We start from the raw sequence: 17850 nt of genomic DNA, 5'->3' as shown, positions 1-17850 counted from the left end.
CCCGATGCCGGTTCGGGTCAGTCCTCGATCGGCGTCGCGCCGACGAGCTTGTACTCCGTCGGCTCGCCCGCGTCGTCGAGGGTGGTCAGCAGGCCGCCGCGGCCGCACACCGCCGGTGAGCCGGCGACGGCGTGGCCGTTGCACCGGATCTTCAGGCCGCCGCCGCCGGGCAGCTCCGTCGCCGGCATCGCCTTCAGCGCCGTGATGATGGACGTCGGCGTGACGTCGCCGGTCAGGTCCGCGAGGCTCGCCTGGAACCCGGCCAGGGTCGTGAAGATGTTCACGCCGGACGGCTTGCCGGGGTCGATGTCCTTGCCGTAGGTGGTCACGACCGCCTTGTAGAGCCGGGTCGACGGGTTGTCGGTGCCGATCGGGCTGTTGGCGGCGACGGACACGCCCTCCAGGTAGCTTTCGGGCACCGCCTTGCGGGTGGCGTCGGTGACGCACTGGCCGATCATCGAGATCGGGCCGTCGTAGCCGACGGCGCGCAGGCCGTTCAGCGCCGAGATGCAGAACGAGTCGTTGCCGTGGATGTGCACGACGCCCGGGTCGTCGCCGGCGAGCTTGCGCATCTGCGGCGTCATGTCGGCGGTGCCCAGCGGAACGGGGACGATCGTCAGGTCGATGCCGGCGGCCTTGTAGACGGCCACGGCCTCCTGGTAGCTCGCCCGGGAGGACGGCACGTCGATCACGACGGCCGTGACCTTGGTGGTCCTGTGCTCCTTGGCCAGCGCGATCGGCACGCCGGACACGGGGAACGTCGGATCGGTGAGCGCGAACGTGGCCAAGGTGTCGCCGAGGATGCGCTTGCCGCTCGCGCCGAAGAAGACCGCGGGCAGCCCGGCCTGGTTGATCGGCTGCCAGACGCTCTCCAGCACGGGTGTGGAGCCGACGACGACCGCGGCGACGTTCTCCTCGACCATCCGGTTGCCGCAGTCGGCGCCCTTGCCCGGGTCGGCCAGCGTCTCGCAGAGGACCAGCTCGACGGGCCGGCCGGCGATGCCGGAACGGTGCTCGTTGAGGTACCTGACGGTCGCTTCGGCGACGTCCTTCTCGATGTTGAGGTCACCGGACGCGCCGCGCCCCGTGACCAGCCCGATCCGCACCGGCTCACCGCTGGCCGGCGCCGCCGGCCCGAGCGCGTCGGCGGTGCTCGCCCCACTCGTCGTTGCGGCGCCCGGCGCGGCGCCCTGGCCGTCGTCCGCGTCGTCGCCGCAGGCGGTCACCGCCAGCAGCACGGCGACCGCGGACGCCGTCAGCGCCAGCCGGGCTCGGGCGGCCGAACGGCCGCGAACCGCGCGGTCCGGGCGGTCCGAGAGGTCCGAGAGGTCCGAGAGGCCCGAGAGGCCCGGGTGAGCAGGGAGCGACGGTGCGGCCGTCGGCTCCGGTAAGGCGGGTGGGACCGGTGAGGTGGATAACGCCGGTAGTTCGCGCTGCCTGGTTGTCCTGCCACTTCTGCGCATGTGCAACCTGCCCCGGGTCTGTCGTGGGTGGGTGGTCCCGCCGCGCCGCGGGCGGTCCACAGCGGCTCGTGGCGGTTCGAAATCGGGTGGGCTGACCTGCCTGGACGCTCGGTCAGCCGGCCGGGCCGAGCTGATCTGCCGGCTTGGCGGTGGATGCTTACACGCACATTTCGAGAAGTCAACGTCTTCACAAATGTGAGAGTGACGTTCTACATTCACGCACCACAAGCTTGCTTGCCTGTCGAGTGGCCGAGGGAGGTGCCGGCGTGGACGATCCCGCGTTCGGCGGTATCCGCGTGATCGAACTGGCCCAGTGGGTGTTCGTGCCGGTCGCCGGCGCGCTGCTGGCCGACTGGGGCGCCGACGTCGTCCGGGTCGAACGCCCGGAGGGAGACCCCTACCGGGGCCTGGCGACCCAGGGCATCGGCACCGACGGCGCCGGCGGGGTGAACCTCTCCATCGCCCTGGCCAACCGGGGCAAACGCTCCCTCGCCCTCGACCTGCGCACCGAGCCGGGCCGCCGTGTGCTCGACCAGCTGCTGGCCACCGCCGACGTCTTCCTCACCAACTTCCGGCCGGGCGCGCTACGCCGCCTCGGGCTCGACGCCGAGACGCTGACCGCCCGGTACCCGAAGCTCGTCTACGCCCGCGGGCACGGCTTCGGCGCCCGCGGCCCCGGTGCCGACCGGCCCGGCTACGACTCGTCCGCCTTCTGGGCGCAGGGCGGGCTCGCCCACGTCCTCACCCCGCCCGGGCAGGACGTCCCGATCAGCCAGCGGGGCGCCATGGGGGACCGCAACGGGGCGACGGCGCTCGCGTTCGGGATCGCCGCGGCGCTGTTACGGCGTGAGCGCACCGGCCGCGGCTCCGTCGTGGACGTCTCGCTGCTCGCCACCGCCATGTGGACGCTGTCCTCCGACGTGCTCTCCGCCCTCGCCGGCCAGACGCCGCGAGCCGCGTCCGGCGCCGCCGCGTACCGCAATCCGCTCGTCGGTCCCTACCGCACCAAGGACGGCCGGCACATCCAGCTCGTGTTCCTGGAACCGGACCGCTACTGGGCCGACTTCTGCCGCCTCGTCGGCCGGGACGACCTCGTCACCGACCCCCGCTTCGCCGACCTGGCCGCCCGCGCGGCGAACCGGGAGGCCTGCGTCGCCACGATCGCGGCGATCTTCGCCGACCGGACCTTCGCCGAGTGGAAGGACCTGCTCGCCGGGATCGACGCGCCCTGGGCGCCGGTGCAGGCCGTCGAGGAGCTGCTCACCGACCCACAGGTGCTCGCCAACGACTATCTCGGCGAGGTCCGTCTCGGGGAGGCGGGCGCGGACGCCGGCGCGTCCTACCGGCTGCCGAGCGGCCCGGTGCAGATCGACGAGCGCCCGCCCGAGCTGCGCCGGGCCCCCGAGCATGGTGAGCACACCGAGTCGGTGCTGCTGGAGCTCGGCTACACCTGGGAGCAGATCGGTGAGCTCGCCGAGGCGGGAGTGATCCCGTGACCGCCCGCCCCTTACCGGTTCCCGACGAGATCTCCGCGCCCTACTGGGCCGCGGCGGCCGGCCATGTGCTGGCGATCGCCCGCTGCGCCCGCTGCGGGTCGTTCGCGCTGCCGCCCGACCAGGCCTGCCCGCACTGCGGCAGCACCGACCCGGACTACGCCTTCGAGCCGGTCAGCGGCCGCGGCACGGTCCGTTCGTGGACGGTGATCCGCCAGTCGGGCCTGCCGGGGTTCGCGGCCGAGGTGCCGTTCGTGCTGGTGGACGTCGAGCTCGCCGAGCAGCCCGAGCTGCGCATGATCGGCCGCCTGCTGGACGGCCCCGCCGCTCTCGACGGCGTCGCTCCCGGCAGTACCGCTCTCGGCAGTGCCGCCCTCGGCAGTGCCGCTCTCGACAGGGTCGCTCTCGACAGCACCGTGGCGCCGCTGCGTCTCGGCGCCCCGGTCCGGGTCGGCTTCGAGGACGTGGCACCGGGGGTCGCCATCCCCGCCTTCACCCTCACCGCCGCCGCGCGGCCGGGGGAGGAGCCGTGACCGGCCGGGGGTTCACCGCCCGCGGCAAGGTCGCCGTCGTCGGGTACGCGCAGAGCGCCACCCAGCGCCACGCCGGACGTCCCCTCGGGGCGATCACGCTGGAGACCGCCCGCGCCGCGGTAGCCGACGCCGGGCTCACCTGCGCGGACATCGACGGCGTGATCACCTCCGCGCTGTTCCCCACCGCGGGGTCGCACGACGTCCAGGACGGTGTCAGCTCGGTGCCGGCGACCTGGCTGGCCGAGCGGCTCCGCGGCGGCGGGACCGGGGGCGGGCGCGGGGGCGGCGACGCGCCGCGGTACGTCGCCGGCTTCCACGGGATCGGGCAGATCCCGGGCATGGTCGGGATGGCGGTCAACGCCGTCGCGAGCGGCGCCGCCGACAACGTGCTGGTCTACCGGGCGCTGCACAACCCGCCCGGGAAGTACCACGCCAACACCATGGAACGCGCCGCCGGCCCGGCGCAGTGGACCGCCCCGCAGGGCTTCTTCGGCCCGCTGGCGATGATCGGCCTGCCCTACACCGAGTACCTCCAGCGGTACGGGGCGCGGCGCGAGGCGATGGCGGCCGTCCTGGTCGAGGCGCGGAAGAACGGCGCCCGCATCCCCTGGTCCTACTGGTACAAGCGCCCGCTGACCGCGGCCGAGTACCTGGCCGCGCCGATGATCAGCGACCCGGTCTGCCGGTATGACTGCGACATCCCCGTCGACGGGGTGGCGGCGTTCGTCCTCACCTCGGCCGAACGGGCCGCCGACCTGCCGCACCGGCCGGTGTACGTCGCCGGCTACGCCAGCGGGCTGCCGGCGACCCGGCGACTGCCGCTGCACTGGCCGCTCGACGACATCATGGACGTCGGTGCCGAGACCGCCCGGCGGCTGTGGGAGAGCAGCGGTGTCGGTCCGGGCGAGGTCGACCTGCCGCAGCTGTACGACGGGTTCTCCCCGTTCGTCTACTTCTGGCTGGAGGCCCTCGGCTTCTGCCCGCGCGGCGAGGCGCACCGCTTCGTCCAGGACGGGCGGATCGACAGCGACCGCCCCGACGCCCTGCCGGTGCTCTCCGGCGGCGGCGCGCTCGGCAACGGCCGGATGCACGGCATCCCGCAGATGCTCGAGTGCTACCTGCAGCTCTCCGGACGGGCCGGCGACCGCCAGCGTGTCGGCGCGGCCGTCGGCCTCGCATGCCACTCCTCCCCCCACTACGGCGGCGCCGTCGTCTACACGGCCGAGCCGAGAAGGTGAGACAGCCAGTGCCCGACCTCATCGCCGAGCGATGCTCCTACATCGCCGGCAGCTGGGTGGACGGTGACGAGACGCTCGCCGTCGAGAATCCGGCGGACGAGTCGCACGTCACCGACGTCGCCGTCGCGCCGCTGGCCGAGATCGAGCGCGCCGTCGTCGAGGCTCGGCGCTGCTTCGACGCGGGGGAGTGGGCGGACGTCCCGCCGGCCGAGCGGGCCCAGGTGCTGCACGCCCTGGTCGACCATGTGGTGGCCCGCCGCGACGCGCTGATCGCCACCATGGTCGCCGAGGCCGGCCAGCCCGTCTCCTTCGCCGAGCGCGCGCAGTTCGGCGCCGGGGTCGCGCTGGCCCGCGGCACCATCGACCTCTACCTGTCGATGCCACACGAGGACACCAACCCGGTACCCGTCGACGAACTGGTGCGCGCGGGCGGGGTCCTGAGCATCCGCCGGCACGAGCCGGTCGGTGTCGTCAGCGCCATCACGCCGTACAACGGCGCGATCATCATGGCCTTCCAGAAGCTGATCCCGGCGCTGATGGCGGGCAACTCGGTGATCCTGCGGCCCAGCCCCCTCACCCCGGTCTCGTCGCTGCTGTTCGGCGCGGCGGCCCAGGCGGCCGGGCTGCCGGCGGGCGCGCTGAGCGTGGTGGTGGAAGGCGGCGCCGGCGGTGCGGAGCTGCTCACCAGCCACCCCGCCGTCGACATGGTCTCCTTCACCGGCTCCACCGCGGTCGGCCGGCGCATCCTCGCCCAGGCGGCGCCGACGGTGAAGCGGGTCGCCCTGGAGCTCGGCGGCAAGTCCGCGCAGATCTACCTGCCGGACGCGGTCGGCCGGGCCGCGGCGGGCGCCGCGGCGGTGGTCGCGGCGACGGCCGGGCAGGCCTGCGTCGCCGCGACCCGCATGCTCGTCCCCGCGGACCGCAAGGACGAGGTCGTCGAGGCGGTGTCGCGGGCCTACGCGGCCATCACCGTCGGCCCGCCCAGCGACCCGGCGGCCCGGATGGGGCCGCTCATCAACGCCGCGGCGAGGGAACGCTGCGAGCGGTTCGTCGCCGACGCCCAGCTGCACGGAGGCAAGGTCGCCTTCGGCGGCGGCCGCCCGGCCGGGCTGGACCGCGGCTACTACTTCGAGCCCACCGTGCTCGACCTGCCCGACAACACCAACCCCGCGGCCCGCGAGGAGATCTTCGGGCCGGTGCTCAGCATCCTCGGCTACCGCGACCTGGACGACGCCGTGCGCATCGCCAACGACAGCGACTACGGCCTGTCCGGCCAGGTCTACGGCGCCGACCTGACCGCGGCGACCGCCGTGGCCCGCCGGCTGCGCACCGGTGCGGTCAACGTCAACGTCGGCGGAATGTTCAGCGCCTACGCCCCGAGCGGTGGCTACAAGCACAGCGGCCTCGGCCGCGAGCGCGGGCCGGACGGAATCCGCGCCTTCCAGGAGGTCAAGCACCTCGCGATCAAGGAGCAGTCTTGACAGACACCCTCTCGCTCGACTGGCTGATCTCGGTCGACGACCACGTGCTCGAACCGCCCGGTCTGTGGCTTGACCGCGTACCGGCGAAGGACCGCGACCGTGCTCCGCACATGGAGTTCGACGAGACCGGCATGGACTTCTGGGTGTACGACGGCAAGAAGTTCCCCAGCTCGGGCCTGTCCGCGGTGGCCGGGAAGGAAAAGGAGGAGTTCTCCCCGGAGCCGCTGCGGTACAGCGAGATGCGCCCGGGCTGCTACGACGCCGCCGAGCGGATCAAGGACATGGACCGGGCCGGCATCCTGGCCTCGCTGTGCTTCCCGACCATCACCCGCTTCTGCGGCCAGCTGTTCATGGAGGCGTCCGACCGGGAGTTCGGGCTGGTCTGCCTGAAGGCCTACAACGACTGGATGCTCGAGGAATGGTGCGGCGCGGCCCCCGGCCGGTACATCCCGCTCGTCCTCATCCCGCTGTGGGACCCGGCCCTGGCCGTGAAGGAGCTGGAGCGCTGCGCCGCGAAGGGCGCGACGACGTTCGCGTTCTCCGAGAACCCGGCCCCGCTCGGCCTGCCGACGATCCATGACCCGTCCGGGTACTGGGAGCCGGTGATGGCCGCGGCCAACGACCTGGAGATGGTCGTGTCGATGCATGTCGGCTCGTCGTCGCAGGTGCCGAAGATCGCCCCGGACGCGCCGTTCATGGCGAACCTGACCTGGGGTGCCATGCGCACGTCCGGCGCGATGCTGTCCTGGCTGTTCTCCGGGATGTTCCAGCGTCACCCGAAACTGAAGATCGCGCTGTCCGAGGGGGAGATCGGCTGGATGCCGTACTACCTGGAGCGCGCCGAGCAGGTGCTCGACAAGCAGCGGCACTGGGTGAAGAAGGGCGCGCGCTGGAACGACCACGGCGCCGCCGGCGCCATCGACCTGGACACGTTCGACGTCCGGGCGACGTTCCGGGACCACGTCTTCGGCTGCTTCATCGAGGACCACCACGGTATCGCCAGCATCGCCGAGATCGGCGAGGACAACATCATGTGCGAGACGGACTATCCGCACTCCGACTCCACCTGGCCCAACTGCATCCAGACGGTCAGGAACATCATCAGCCATCTGCCGGCCGAGACCCAGTACAAGATCCTGCGGGGCAACGCCGAGCGGCTCTACCGCTTCACCCCGGCGGCCCCGCCCGTCCTGAGCGGGGTCTGAGTGGGACCTGAGCGCAAGGACGGAGGGACGTCGTGACGGGCCTGCTGCTCGACGGGAAGGTCGCCGTGGTCACCGGCGCGGGCTCGGGGGTGGGGCGGGCATCCGCCCTGCGCTTCGCTGCCGAGGGTGCCCGCGTGGTGTGCGCCGACATCAGCCTCGACGGCGCCGAGGAGACCGTTCGCGAGATCGAGAAGGCCGGTGCCGACGGCCGCGCCGAGCCGGTGCGCTGCGACGTCTCCGTGGAGGAGGACGTCGTCCGCGCCCTTGACCTCGCTGCGGAGAGGTTCGGTGCGCTCGACGTCGTGTTCAACAACGCCGGGATCCCGACCCCGCGGCTCGGGGCCAGGCTGGAGGACCACACGGTCGAGGACTTCGAGCGCCTGGTGGCGGTCAACCTGCGCGGGGTCTTCCTCGGGTGCAGGCACGCCGTGATCCGGTTCAAGAGCCAGGGCGGCGGCGGGGTCATCCTCAACACCGGCTCGGTCGCCGGCCTCGTCGGCTGGGGCGGCTCGGTGTACGGCGCGACCAAGGGCGGGGTGCACCAGCTCACGCGGGCCGTCGCCATCGAGGGCGCGCCGTTCGGGATCCGGGCGAACGCCATCTGCCCGGCCGGCATGCCCTACACCGGCTTCATGGCCGCCGGTGGTCTCGGCGGCGACGCCCAGACCACGGCCGCCGCTGCTCGCCAGGTCGGGGCCACGCATCCCCTGGGACGTCCGATCACCGCCGAGGACTGCGCCGAGGCCGCGGCCTTCCTGGTGTCCGACCGGGCCGCCAACATCACCGGGGTGCTCGTCCCGATCGACGGCGGATACGTGGCGAGGTGACTGAGGTGCCCGCGGTGAGTGACATGGGCCAGGTGCTCGACCCCGACCGCATCCGCACGCTGTTCGACCTGCGCAGCAGCTACAACGTGCGCAGCGGCGGCGACTACGAGGAGGACCCCAACCCGGTCTGGCGGGAGCTGCGGGAGCGGGGGCCGGTGCACGAGGGCACCGTCCACGAGCTGACCGGGTACTCCCGCCCGGCGATGTTCCAGGGCCTGCCCTACCCGGACCGACCGCATTTCTCGGTCTTCTCGTTCGACGAGTGCGACCGGGTCTTCCGCGACAGCGAGACCTTCGCCTCGTCGCCGGAAGCCGTCGACCCGACCGGAGGGGGGATCGGCACCGCCAGCAGCATGCTGTCGATGGGCGGCGCCCAGCACCGCCGGTACCGTGCCCTCGTCCAACCGTCGTTCGTCCCGGCCCGTGCCGGCTGGTGGATCACGAACTGGATCGAGGAGACGGTGCACGCGCTCATCGACCGGTTCGCCGACAACGGCTCAGCGGAGCTGAACGTCGACTTCTGCGCGGCGATCCCGGTACTGACGATCACCAGCAGCTTCGGGGTGCCCGTCGAGGAGGCGCTGCACATCCGCGAGGTGCTCACCGACCCGCCGCAGGTGATTCGCGCGCTCGCCCCGATCGTCGCGGCGCGGCGCGAGCAGCCCCAGGACGATCTCATCAGCACCCTGGTCGCGGCGGAGATCACCGACGAGGACGGGGCGCGGCACCGCCTGTCCGACACCGAGATCTACACGTTCGCCGTCCTGCTGCTGCTCGCCGGCTCCGGTACCACCTGGAAGCAGATGGGCATCACCCTGACCGCCCTGCTGAACCGGCCGGAACTTCTCGGCGCCGTCCGCGCGGACCGCTCCCTGCTGCGTCCGGCCGTGGAGGAGTCGTTGCGCTGGTCGCCCACCGACCCGATGTTCTCCCGTTTCGCCACCCGGGACGTCGAGCTCGCCGGGCAGCGGATCCCGCGCGGTGCCCTGGTGCACCTGTGCCTGGGCGCGGCGAACCGCGACCCGGCCCGCTGGGAGCACCCCGACGAGTTCGACATCTTCCGCCCCATGAAGCGCTCCCTCGGCTTCGGCGGCGGGCCGCATATCTGCCTGGGCATGCACGTCGCCCGGGCCGAGATCAGCGTCGGTATCGGCGCGCTGCTCGACCGGCTGCCGAACCTGCGCCTCGACCCGCTGGCCGCCCCGCCGCGCCTGATCGGCATGTACGAGCGCGGCGCGACCGAGATCCCCGTCGTCTTCGGAGGTTCCTGATGAGTGAAGCCGGCTACCGGCCGCCGGATCTGGCTCTCGTCGGCGCGGAGCATGTGGCGCGCTATCGCGAGACCGGCGGGGAGGTGGGGTACGAGTGGAACGGCGTGCCCACCCTGTTGCTCACCACCGTCGGCCGCCGATCCGGCCAGCCGCGCACATCCGCGCTGATCTTCGGGCGGGACGGGGCGGACTACCTTGTGGTGGCCTCGAAAGGCGGCGCGCCCGCCGCCCCGCAGTGGTATCTGAACCTCACCGATCAGGCGGCGGCGAATATCCAGGTCCGTGCCGAACATCTGTCGGTGGTCGCGCGGACGGCCTCCGACGAGGAGAAGCCTCGACTGTGGAAGATCATGACCGGGGTCTGGCCGAACTACGACGCCTACCAGGCCAGGACAGCGAGACCGATACCCGTGGTGGTGCTGACGCCCGCGTAACCCCCGGTACCGTCGGAGGGGTGTCCTGGGCCGATCGTGCCGCGGACCGGTCGCCGCTGGTCCAGCGGTCCCGGTCGCGCAGCGTGCAGCAGATGACGGTGATCGTCGATGCCGCGAAGCGGCTGATCGCCAGCCGGGGTTCCTCCTTCACGACGCAGGACCTCGTGAAGGAGGCCGGTATCGCGATGCAGACGTTCTACCGGCATTTCCCCGGCAAGGACCAGCTCATGCTCGCCGTCATCGAGGACGTCATCAGCGGGCAGGTGGTGCACTACCAGGAGTCCGCGGCCGGCGAGCCGGACCCGCTCGCCCGCCTGCGGAGGTACATGGAGGCCGCCCTGCACTCGCTCGGCAGCGAGGACGGCGCGCAGCGCGGTGCGCGGTTCATCACCGCCGAGCACTGGCGGCTGTACCAGCTCTACCCGGACGAGGTCGACCACGCGACCCGCCCGTTCGCCGATCTCGTGGCTGGTGAGCTGGAGGCCGCCCAGGCCGTCGGCCTCATCGGCCCGATCGACACCGCGCAGACCGGTGAGCTGGTCAACCTGCTGGTCAGGGCGGTCTTCCATCACTACGCGTTCGCGACGCGCAAGGAATCCGCCGCCGAGGTCGCCGCCCGGGTCTGGGCGTTCTGCCTCGGCGGTTTCGGGGCCGTGACCCCGCCGGCCACACCGCTGGCAGGAAAGGGCGCAGAATAAGGCAATATGCGCCCACCTCGTCGCGAAAGCGTCGAGCGGGCCCTGCCCGGCTACGAGATCGGGGGGCCGCTCGGGCAGGGCGGGTTCGGTGTCGTGCTGTCCGGCCGGCACCGCCAGCTGGGGCGCAGCGTCGCCATCAAGATCCTGGACGTCGACGGCGGCACCGACAGCGACGCCGACGTCGAGGTGCGCCGGAGGTTCGCGGCCGAGGCCCGGGTGCTCGCGCGGCTCGACCACCCGCACGTCGTCGCGATCTACGACTACCTCGAACACGACGACCTGCGGATCATCGTGATGGAGCAGCTCACCGGCGGCAGCCTCTCCCAGCGGCTGCGCGCCACCAGCCCGCGGCAGGCGTGCGCGGTCGGCCTGTGCGTGGCCGAGGCGCTCGGTGCCGCGCACCAGGTCGGCGTGCTGCACCGCGACATCAAACCGGCGAACATCCTGTTCACCGGCAGCTCGCTGGTGAAGGTCGCCGACTTCGGCATCGCCAAGATCGTCACCGAATCGACCTCGGTGACGTCCGGGCTGGTCGGGACCCTGCCCTACATGGCGCCGGAGCAGTTCGGCGAGGGCGGGCTCGGCCCGGCCACCGATCTGTACGCGCTCGGCGTGACGCTGTACGAGCTGTTCGAGCGGCACCGGCCGTCGGGCCCGGTGACCACCCCCGGCGCGCTGGTGCACTGGCATCTGGCGGGACGTCCCGCGCCGCTGGTCGAGGCCCCGGCACCGGTGGCGGGTGTCGTGCTGCGCGCGCTGGCGAAGGACCCGGCGCAGCGGCACCCGTCCGCCCGCGCGTTCGCGCTCGATCTGGCCGCGGCGGCGGCGCAGACCTTCGGGCCGGGCTGGCTGGCGGACTGCGGTATCCCCGTCCGCCTCGACGACGAGGTCGTCGATGCCGCACGAGCGGCCCCGCCCCCAGCACTCCCACCGACGGCGTTCCCGCCGACAGCCGCGCAGTGGCCGGCTTCGCCGCCGCCTGCCCAGCCGCCGCCTGCCCAGCCGCCGCTGACTGCGTCGACCGCGCCGACCCCGCCGCCACCACCGGGCGTACCCGCCTGGACGCCACCGGTCCCGCCGGCGGGTGCCGTGCCCGGTTCACGTGGTTCCGGGATCGCGATCGGCCCGCCGTACCGGGGATCGCGCGGTCTCGGCCGCCTCGATCGCCGCCGGGCGGTCGCGCTGGCGACCGCGGTCATCGTCGTCGTGGGTACAGGGCTCGGACTGCTGTTCAGCTGGCCGGACGACTCCTCCGGGCGGCGGCTCGCCGGGGACGAGGCGGCGACGGCCACGGCGGCGCCTTCGCCGTGGCAGCCGTCGGGGAAAAGCGGCGGAACCCTGAAGCTGGTCGCGAGCGGCGGCGACTGTGACTCCTGGGATCCGGGCCTGACCTACCTGGCCCCCTGCTGGTCGATGCAGCGGCTGGTCTCCCGAACGCTGCTCACCTACCGGGCCGAGGCCGGGACGGCCGGCACCGAGCTGGTGCCGGACCTGGCGGCGGCCATGCCCGAGCGGGTCGACGGTGTCACCTGGAAGGTCCGGATCCGTGCCGGCCTGATGTTCCAGGACGGCTCCGTTATCCGGGCGGCGGACGTGAAGTACGCGATCGCCCGTGGCTATGACCAGGCGCTGGTCATCCGGGGTGCGCCGGGGTACTTCAGCGAGGTGCTCCGCCAGCTGCCCGCCGAGTTCGCGGGGCCGCGCGACGAGCCTCTGGCGGAGTTCACCTCGATCGACACGCCCGACGAGACCACCCTGGTCTTCCACCTGCGTGAGCCGTTCGACGACTTCCCCTACCTGCTCACGCTGCCGCAGACGGCGCCGATTCCCGCCAGGGCCGACGTTGTCACCAGCGAGGCCGGCTCCGGCTACGACGCGACGCGGCTGGTCTCCAGTGGGCCCTACCAGGTCGAGTCGTACACGGCGGCCAAGTCGATCAGCTTCGTGCGCAATCCGAGGTGGGTGGCGGCCACCGACCCGAACCGGGCGGCTCTGCCTGACCAGATCACGGTCGCGTTCGACGTCCCCACCGACGAGATCGACGCCGATCTGATCAGTGGTGCCTACGACGCCGACATCTCCGGGGGCTCGGTCGGAGCATCGACCGCCGCTGCGATCGCCGCGCACCCGGACCTGAAGGCGCGCAGCGAGGTCACCGTGCTGCCCTACCTGAACTACCTGGCCGTCGTGACCACGCAGCGGCCGTTCGACAACGAACACTGCCGGCGTGCGGTGGCCTGGGCGGTCGACCGGGCGCGGCAGTCCAGCCTCCGCGGCTATGACGCGTTCGGGGGCACCGGGGCCGCGGGCCTGCTGCCGCCGGCCCTCGCCGGCTACACCGGCTCCAGCGCCTTCCCGAGCGACGGCCTGCGCGGTGATCTGGACAGGGCGCGCGACGAGCTCACGGCCTGCGGCCACCCGGACGGCTTCGCCACCACCCTCTCCGTGCCTGACCGCGCCGCTGACGTCAAGGCGGCCGAGTCGATCCAGGACGACCTGGGAAAGATCGGCATCAAGGTGACGCTGAAGACCTATGCGACCGGGGACTTCTACGACACGCTGGGCGCGCCGGACCGGGTGCGCGCCTCCGGGATCGGGCTCGCGCTGACCAACTGGGGCCCGGACTGGCCGAGCGGCTATGCCTTCTTCCACCAGATCGTCGACGGCCGGCAGATCCGTCAGCAGGGCAACTTCAACATCTCGGAGCTCGACGACCGGGCGGTCAACGACGCCCTCGACGTCGCGGCGGCGAGGAGCGATCCCGAGCATCCCGAGGCGGCGGCGGACAGCTGGGCCAGGGTGGACCAGCTGGTGCAGCAGACCGCGGCCCTCGTGCCGCTGGTCCACCGCCGCGCCCAGGTCCTCTTCAGCGAGCGGCTGACGAACGTCTATCTGAATCTTGGGTTCAACGCCTCGTACGACGTCGCGAACCTCGGCGTCAGGCCCGGCTGACGACGGCAGCGGGCTGTGGTCGCCGGCCTGTAGTTGCGATGTCCCGCGTGTGTTGACACGCTCGGTTCGACGCAATCTCAGCGGCATGGGCGGTGGTGGGGCCATGCGGGGCCACGTCCCGGAGCGGACCGAGGAGTCTCCCGGCGGCCTGGACGAGTCCGTCGTTCCCACGGCTGCCCGGGGCGCCGGGCGGGCTCCGTCGGCGCGACCGCACCGCACGGGATGGGTGATCCGCCTGTGGGATCAGACCGACCGTCCGTTCCGCCGGGCCGCCGGCGTGATCCTGCTGCTCCTGCTTGGTTCCGCGCTCCCGCTGCTGGTCCTGGAGGGCCGCACCGAGCTCGCGTTCGCGCGCCTCACGAGCCCGATCTTCTCGGCGGTGGCGGTGGGAACCTGCGTGTGGGCTGGTCTGCGCAACCACGGGGCGGAACGAGCCTGGCGATTACTCATCGCCGCGATGATCATGGCGAACGCGCTGGCGGGAGGGGCGATCGCGCGGGACGTCATCAACGGCGGTCCCGCGTTGCCCAGTATGACCCCGCTGGCACTGCTCGCCCTGACGCCGACGGTGTGCGGCCTGGCGGCCCTGCTGTGCTTTCCGTCCGAGCCCTACGACCACGCGACCCGCGCTCGGGTCGACGGGGCGAACCGGCGGCTGCACGTGATCACTGTTCTGGATGGCCTGATCGTCGTCGGTGCGGTGGCGTTGCTCTGCTGGGTGCTGATCCTGAACCGGGCGCTGGACTCGCCCGTGTCGCCGGGCCTGCCCGGGACCCTGGCCGTCGCGGCTGTCGCGACCCTGCTCATCGTCCTGGTCATCCTGACCGCGGCGTTCCGCAGGCCGCGGTCGCCGCTCGGCCTGGTGCTGGTCGGATCCGGGATCATGCTCTTCTGTCTGTCCGTCATGTCGCACATGTATGCCGGTGTCCGTGGGCTTGCCGACGTCCCGCGGGTGCTGGATCTCGGCTTCGGGGGCAGTGGTCTGCTTCTCGCGCTCGCTGCCCTGCTCCGCCCCGGCGGGCCTGTGCCGGCCACCGGGCGCCTGCCGCCAGACCGCTGGGAGACCGCCGCCGTCGAGACCGCCGCCGCCGTCCGGGTGGACGGCCGCGCGGCCGTGGGGGCAGGTTCGGCCGACGGGACGGCGGCCGCGCGTTCGCCGGCACGTCACCGCTGGTGGCACGGGGTGCTGCCGTACATCCCGCTGCTGGTCGGCGGCGCGTTCGCCGTCTTCCATCTCCAGCCCGTGAGCGGAAGCCTCGATCGTGATCTGACCCTGTGGGGGCTGCTGGGCCTGCTCCTGCTCGCCGTGCTCCGCCAGATGACCACGATGGCTGACAACGCACACCTGCTGACCCAGCTCGAGGGGAAGCAGCACGAGCTGCACCACCTCGCGTTCCATGACCCGCTGACCGGGCTCGCGAACCGCGCGCTCTTCGTCGCCCGCCTCAATCGCGCGCTGGCCGACCGCCGCCTCCGGCCGCACCGGGTCTCGCTCCTCTTCTGCGATCTGGATGGATTCAAAGGTGTCAACGACAGGTTCGGGCACGCGGCCGGCGACGAACTGCTGTGCGTCGTCGCCGCGCGGCTGGCCGGGCAGGTCAGGCCGGACGACTCGGTTGCCCGGCTCGGCGGGGATGAGTTCGCGATCCTGCTCGAATCGGACTCGCGGGATCCGGAGGCGGTCGGGCGCCGTCTGACCCGCGCGGTGCGCGCTCCGATCCAACTGCGGAGCTGCCCGTGCCGCGTCGACGCCAGCGTCGGTCTGGTCACGGTGGAGGAGGATGCGGGGACGGTTTCGGCGGAGGCCCTCCTCCACCGGGCCGATCTCGCCATGTACCACGCGAAGGCCACGGGCGGGGGTCAGGTGACCGTCTTCCGGCCAGAACTGGCGGAGGACGGCCATGCCTGACCGCATCGGCTCGCTGCGTGCGATGTGCTGACCGGCCGCAACGCCGCCTACGACGTCGCCAGCCTCGGCGTCAGGCCCGGCTGAGCCCGGCACGCCCCAGCCGCGCGGGTCAGCCCGCGATCGCCTCCGGCCAGTTCCCCCGCCGTGCGGTCCAGCCGAGAAGGCGCTGTGCCCGGCCGCTGTCGATCCGCTGGTTGTCCAGATCCGGTTCGAGGTCAGCGTCGACGGCTGGTTGCGGGGCGCCGTCGATCCGGGCGAGCCGGGTCAGATACGACTCGTAGGTCATCGGCTCGGCGGCGAGGTTGAGGATTTCGCCCGACGGCCGTCGGTCGAGCACCGCGAGCACGGCGTCCGCGACATCCGCGACGTGTACATGGGAGACGAAAGTGCTGCCATCCCCGGGAATCGGGAGTTTTCCCGCCCGCAGCAGCTCTCGCTGCCGATCCTGAATGGTTGCCGGCCCGACGAAACGCGCGGCCCGCAGAATCGTCCAGGAGCATGTCCGGGGAAGTTCGATGACGGCTTCCTCCATCGCCGCGGTCGGACCCACGAGAGCGGCCCGTTCGGGGTCGGAGTCGATGGGGACCGACTCATCGATCCATTCGGCGCCGCGCACCGGGTAGATCATGCTGATGCTGAGCTGGACCAGCACCGGGACGCCGACCTGGGCGACCAGCCTGGCCAACCGCGGGGAACCCGTCTCGCGGATGCTCGAGTCGAGATCCCACCCCCGTGGGTCGTCATCATCCGCTGGCACCGCCGTGGCGAGGTTGACGACCGCGTCATGACCTGCGAGCCGAGACGGCAGAACGTCTTCCAGATCCGTGTCCAGCAGTCCCGCGCGCAGCCGTCCCACGGCGGGAGGAAGCTGGTCCAGTCGTGGGCCCGGAGACATCGCTGTGATCTCGTGGCCCGCCGCCAGGAGAGCGTCCACCAGCGGCCTGCCCGCGGCACCGGTGGCACCGACCACAAAAACACGCATCGTGCTATCACCCATTTCTTGTCAGTTCTTGTCAGTTGACGGACTGTTCACGTCGCGTCGGCATCTCGGACGGAGTCGGCCCGTCGCCCCGGACACGTCGGCCACGAAAATCGAAATCGGTCGTTGCCGCCGCGGCGCCGGCGGAGGCCAGCAGCCCGCCGAACAGGCACACCCCGGTCCAGCCCCATTGCTGCCAGATCGCGAGAGCCGCATTGGTACCGAGCGTGCCGCCGGCGAAGAGCGTCACGACGTAGATGGTGTTGAGACGGGCGGCGGTCTCTCCGGCACTGGCGAATATTCGCTGCTGGTTGGCGCTGTTGGCCGCGCTGTAACCGACGTCGAGCAGAACGACCCCGAGAGCCAGTACCACCAGGCTCGAGCGGCCGGCGGCGAGAACACAGAAGGATGACGCGATCATCAGGAGCCCGCAGAGGGTCACCAGGCGCCCGCGGCCCATATCCGCGATACGGCCGGCTCGTGGCGCTACCAGGGCACCGCCGACCCCGATCAGCGCGATAAGCCCCACCGTCGTGGGCCCGCGTTCGAACGGAGCGCCGGACAGCCGGGCGGGAAGTGTGGTCCAGAAGCCGGTGAGGACCGCGAAGGCCAGGAATCCGTAGAGCATCGGACGCCGAAGGCCACGCGTCCGAACCGCGAGGAGGAACGTGTTCGCGACCAGGTCCCGGTAGGCCCAGTCAGTGGTCTTTGGTGATATGGGCAGAGCGCGGCGACAGGCGACCAGAAGAACCGCGGTCCAGACCGCCGCGCACCCGTACATCGTGCGCCAGCCGAACTGCCCGCCGATGATTCCGGCGACCGTTCTGGAGAGCAGGATTCCGGTGAGCAGTCCGGTCATGATCTGGCCTGCGACGCGCCCGCGGTCGGCTGGCCTGCTCAGGTGGACCGCCAGCGGGAGCGCGATCTGCGGTGTGACGTTCACCAGCCCGAGCATGATGCTGGCGACGAGCAGCACGGCCGCGTTGGGGGCGGTGGCAACGCCGGCGAGGACGACCATTGTCGCGGCGAGCAGGATCGAAACCAGCCGCCGCCGGTCGGCGACATCCCCCAACGGAACCAGCAGCACCAGACCGACCGCATAGCTCAGCTGGGTGGATGCCACGATCGCACCGATGGTGGACTCGCCGACGTCGAGTCCCTGCGCCATGTCGACCAGAAGAGTTTGACCATAGTAAAGATTTGCCGCGACCGCTCCGGCGGTGATCGCGAGAACAAGGATGCGATGGTCGGAGAGGGACCATCGGGCCGAGGGGCGGCGAGCCGAAGTGGTATCCCCGTTGCCCATGGCCATGTTGCCCATGGCCATGGGCACTGCCAGCGGCTCTATACCGCCTGTCGGCTCGATA

14 protein-coding genes are annotated in these 17850 nt (G+C 71.9%); 11 read left to right on the top strand and 3 right to left on the bottom strand.

The window, feature by feature from the left end; all coding sequences use genetic code 11:
• Positions 1-17 precede the first annotated feature (17 nt).
• Positions 18-1463, bottom strand: a complete 1446-nt coding sequence (locus tag AWX74_RS17630; protein ID WP_091278005.1) for an ABC transporter substrate-binding protein — start codon at positions 1461-1463, stop codon at positions 18-20.
• Positions 1464-1729: 266 nt separating this feature from the next.
• On the opposite strand from AWX74_RS17630, the gene AWX74_RS17625 reads away from it, so the two are divergent.
• The 11 genes from AWX74_RS17625 (at position 1730) to AWX74_RS17575 (ending at position 15504) form a co-directional block, all read left to right on the top strand.
• A complete protein-coding gene (locus AWX74_RS17625) occupies positions 1730-2959 on the top strand; it encodes a CaiB/BaiF CoA transferase family protein (protein WP_091278003.1) in 1230 nt (409 codons plus the stop codon).
• Positions 2956-3489: a Zn-ribbon domain-containing OB-fold protein gene (locus AWX74_RS17620; RefSeq protein ID WP_091278001.1), complete on the top strand. Its 534-nt coding sequence runs from the start codon at positions 2956-2958 to the stop codon at positions 3487-3489. Before AWX74_RS17625 ends, AWX74_RS17620 begins: the two co-directional genes overlap by 4 nt.
• Positions 3486-4727, top strand: a complete 1242-nt coding sequence (locus AWX74_RS17615; RefSeq protein ID WP_091278000.1) for a thiolase family protein — start codon at positions 3486-3488, stop codon at positions 4725-4727. Before AWX74_RS17620 ends, AWX74_RS17615 begins: the two co-directional genes overlap by 4 nt.
• A gap of 8 nt (positions 4728-4735) precedes the next feature.
• Positions 4736-6208 (top strand): aldehyde dehydrogenase family protein, encoded by a 1473-nt coding sequence (locus AWX74_RS17610; protein ID WP_091277998.1) that lies wholly within the window; start codon positions 4736-4738, stop codon positions 6206-6208.
• Complete coding sequence (locus AWX74_RS17605; protein ID WP_091277996.1) at positions 6205-7413, top strand: amidohydrolase family protein; 1209 nt, start codon at positions 6205-6207, stop codon at positions 7411-7413. The genes AWX74_RS17610 and AWX74_RS17605 overlap by 4 nt, the downstream gene beginning before the upstream one ends.
• A gap of 32 nt (positions 7414-7445) precedes the next feature.
• Positions 7446-8240, top strand: a complete 795-nt coding sequence (locus tag AWX74_RS17600; protein WP_091277994.1) for an SDR family NAD(P)-dependent oxidoreductase — start codon at positions 7446-7448, stop codon at positions 8238-8240.
• A 23-nt stretch (positions 8241-8263) separates the two neighbouring features.
• Complete coding sequence (locus AWX74_RS17595; protein ID WP_091278208.1) at positions 8264-9511, top strand: cytochrome P450; 1248 nt, start codon at positions 8264-8266, stop codon at positions 9509-9511.
• Positions 9511-9945 (top strand): nitroreductase family deazaflavin-dependent oxidoreductase, encoded by a 435-nt coding sequence (locus AWX74_RS17590; RefSeq protein WP_091277992.1) that lies wholly within the window; start codon positions 9511-9513, stop codon positions 9943-9945. The genes AWX74_RS17595 and AWX74_RS17590 overlap by 1 nt, the downstream gene beginning before the upstream one ends.
• A 92-nt stretch (positions 9946-10037) precedes the next feature.
• Complete coding sequence (locus tag AWX74_RS17585) at positions 10038-10643, top strand: TetR/AcrR family transcriptional regulator (protein WP_091278206.1); 606 nt, start codon at positions 10038-10040, stop codon at positions 10641-10643.
• Between the two features lie 6 nt (positions 10644-10649).
• Positions 10650-13595, top strand: coding sequence for an ABC transporter substrate-binding protein (locus tag AWX74_RS17580; protein WP_091277990.1), 2946 nt, complete (start codon positions 10650-10652; stop codon positions 13593-13595).
• Positions 13596-13698: 103 nt separating this feature from the next.
• Positions 13699-15504: a GGDEF domain-containing protein gene (locus tag AWX74_RS17575; protein WP_091277988.1), complete on the top strand. Its 1806-nt coding sequence runs from the start codon at positions 13699-13701 to the stop codon at positions 15502-15504.
• A gap of 109 nt (positions 15505-15613) precedes the next feature.
• Here AWX74_RS17575 and AWX74_RS17570 read toward each other — a convergent pair whose 3' ends face one another.
• The gene (locus tag AWX74_RS17570; RefSeq protein WP_165615671.1) at positions 15614-16486 is read right to left on the bottom strand and encodes an NAD-dependent epimerase/dehydratase family protein; all 873 of its coding nucleotides are present in this window, start codon (positions 16484-16486) and stop codon (positions 15614-15616) included.
• A 31-nt stretch (positions 16487-16517) separates the two neighbouring features.
• Positions 16518-17789 carry an MFS transporter gene (locus tag AWX74_RS17565; protein ID WP_226933083.1) on the bottom strand — a complete coding sequence of 424 codons (1272 nt, stop codon included), beginning with the start codon at positions 17787-17789 and terminating at the stop codon, positions 16518-16520.
• Positions 17790-17850: the final 61 nt, after the last annotated feature.

Origin of the sequence: Parafrankia irregularis (assembly GCF_001536285.1) — a bacterium.
GTDB lineage: Bacteria > Actinomycetota > Actinomycetes > Frankiales > Frankiaceae > Parafrankia > Parafrankia irregularis.
This window is presented reverse-complemented; position numbering and strand designations above follow the sequence as displayed.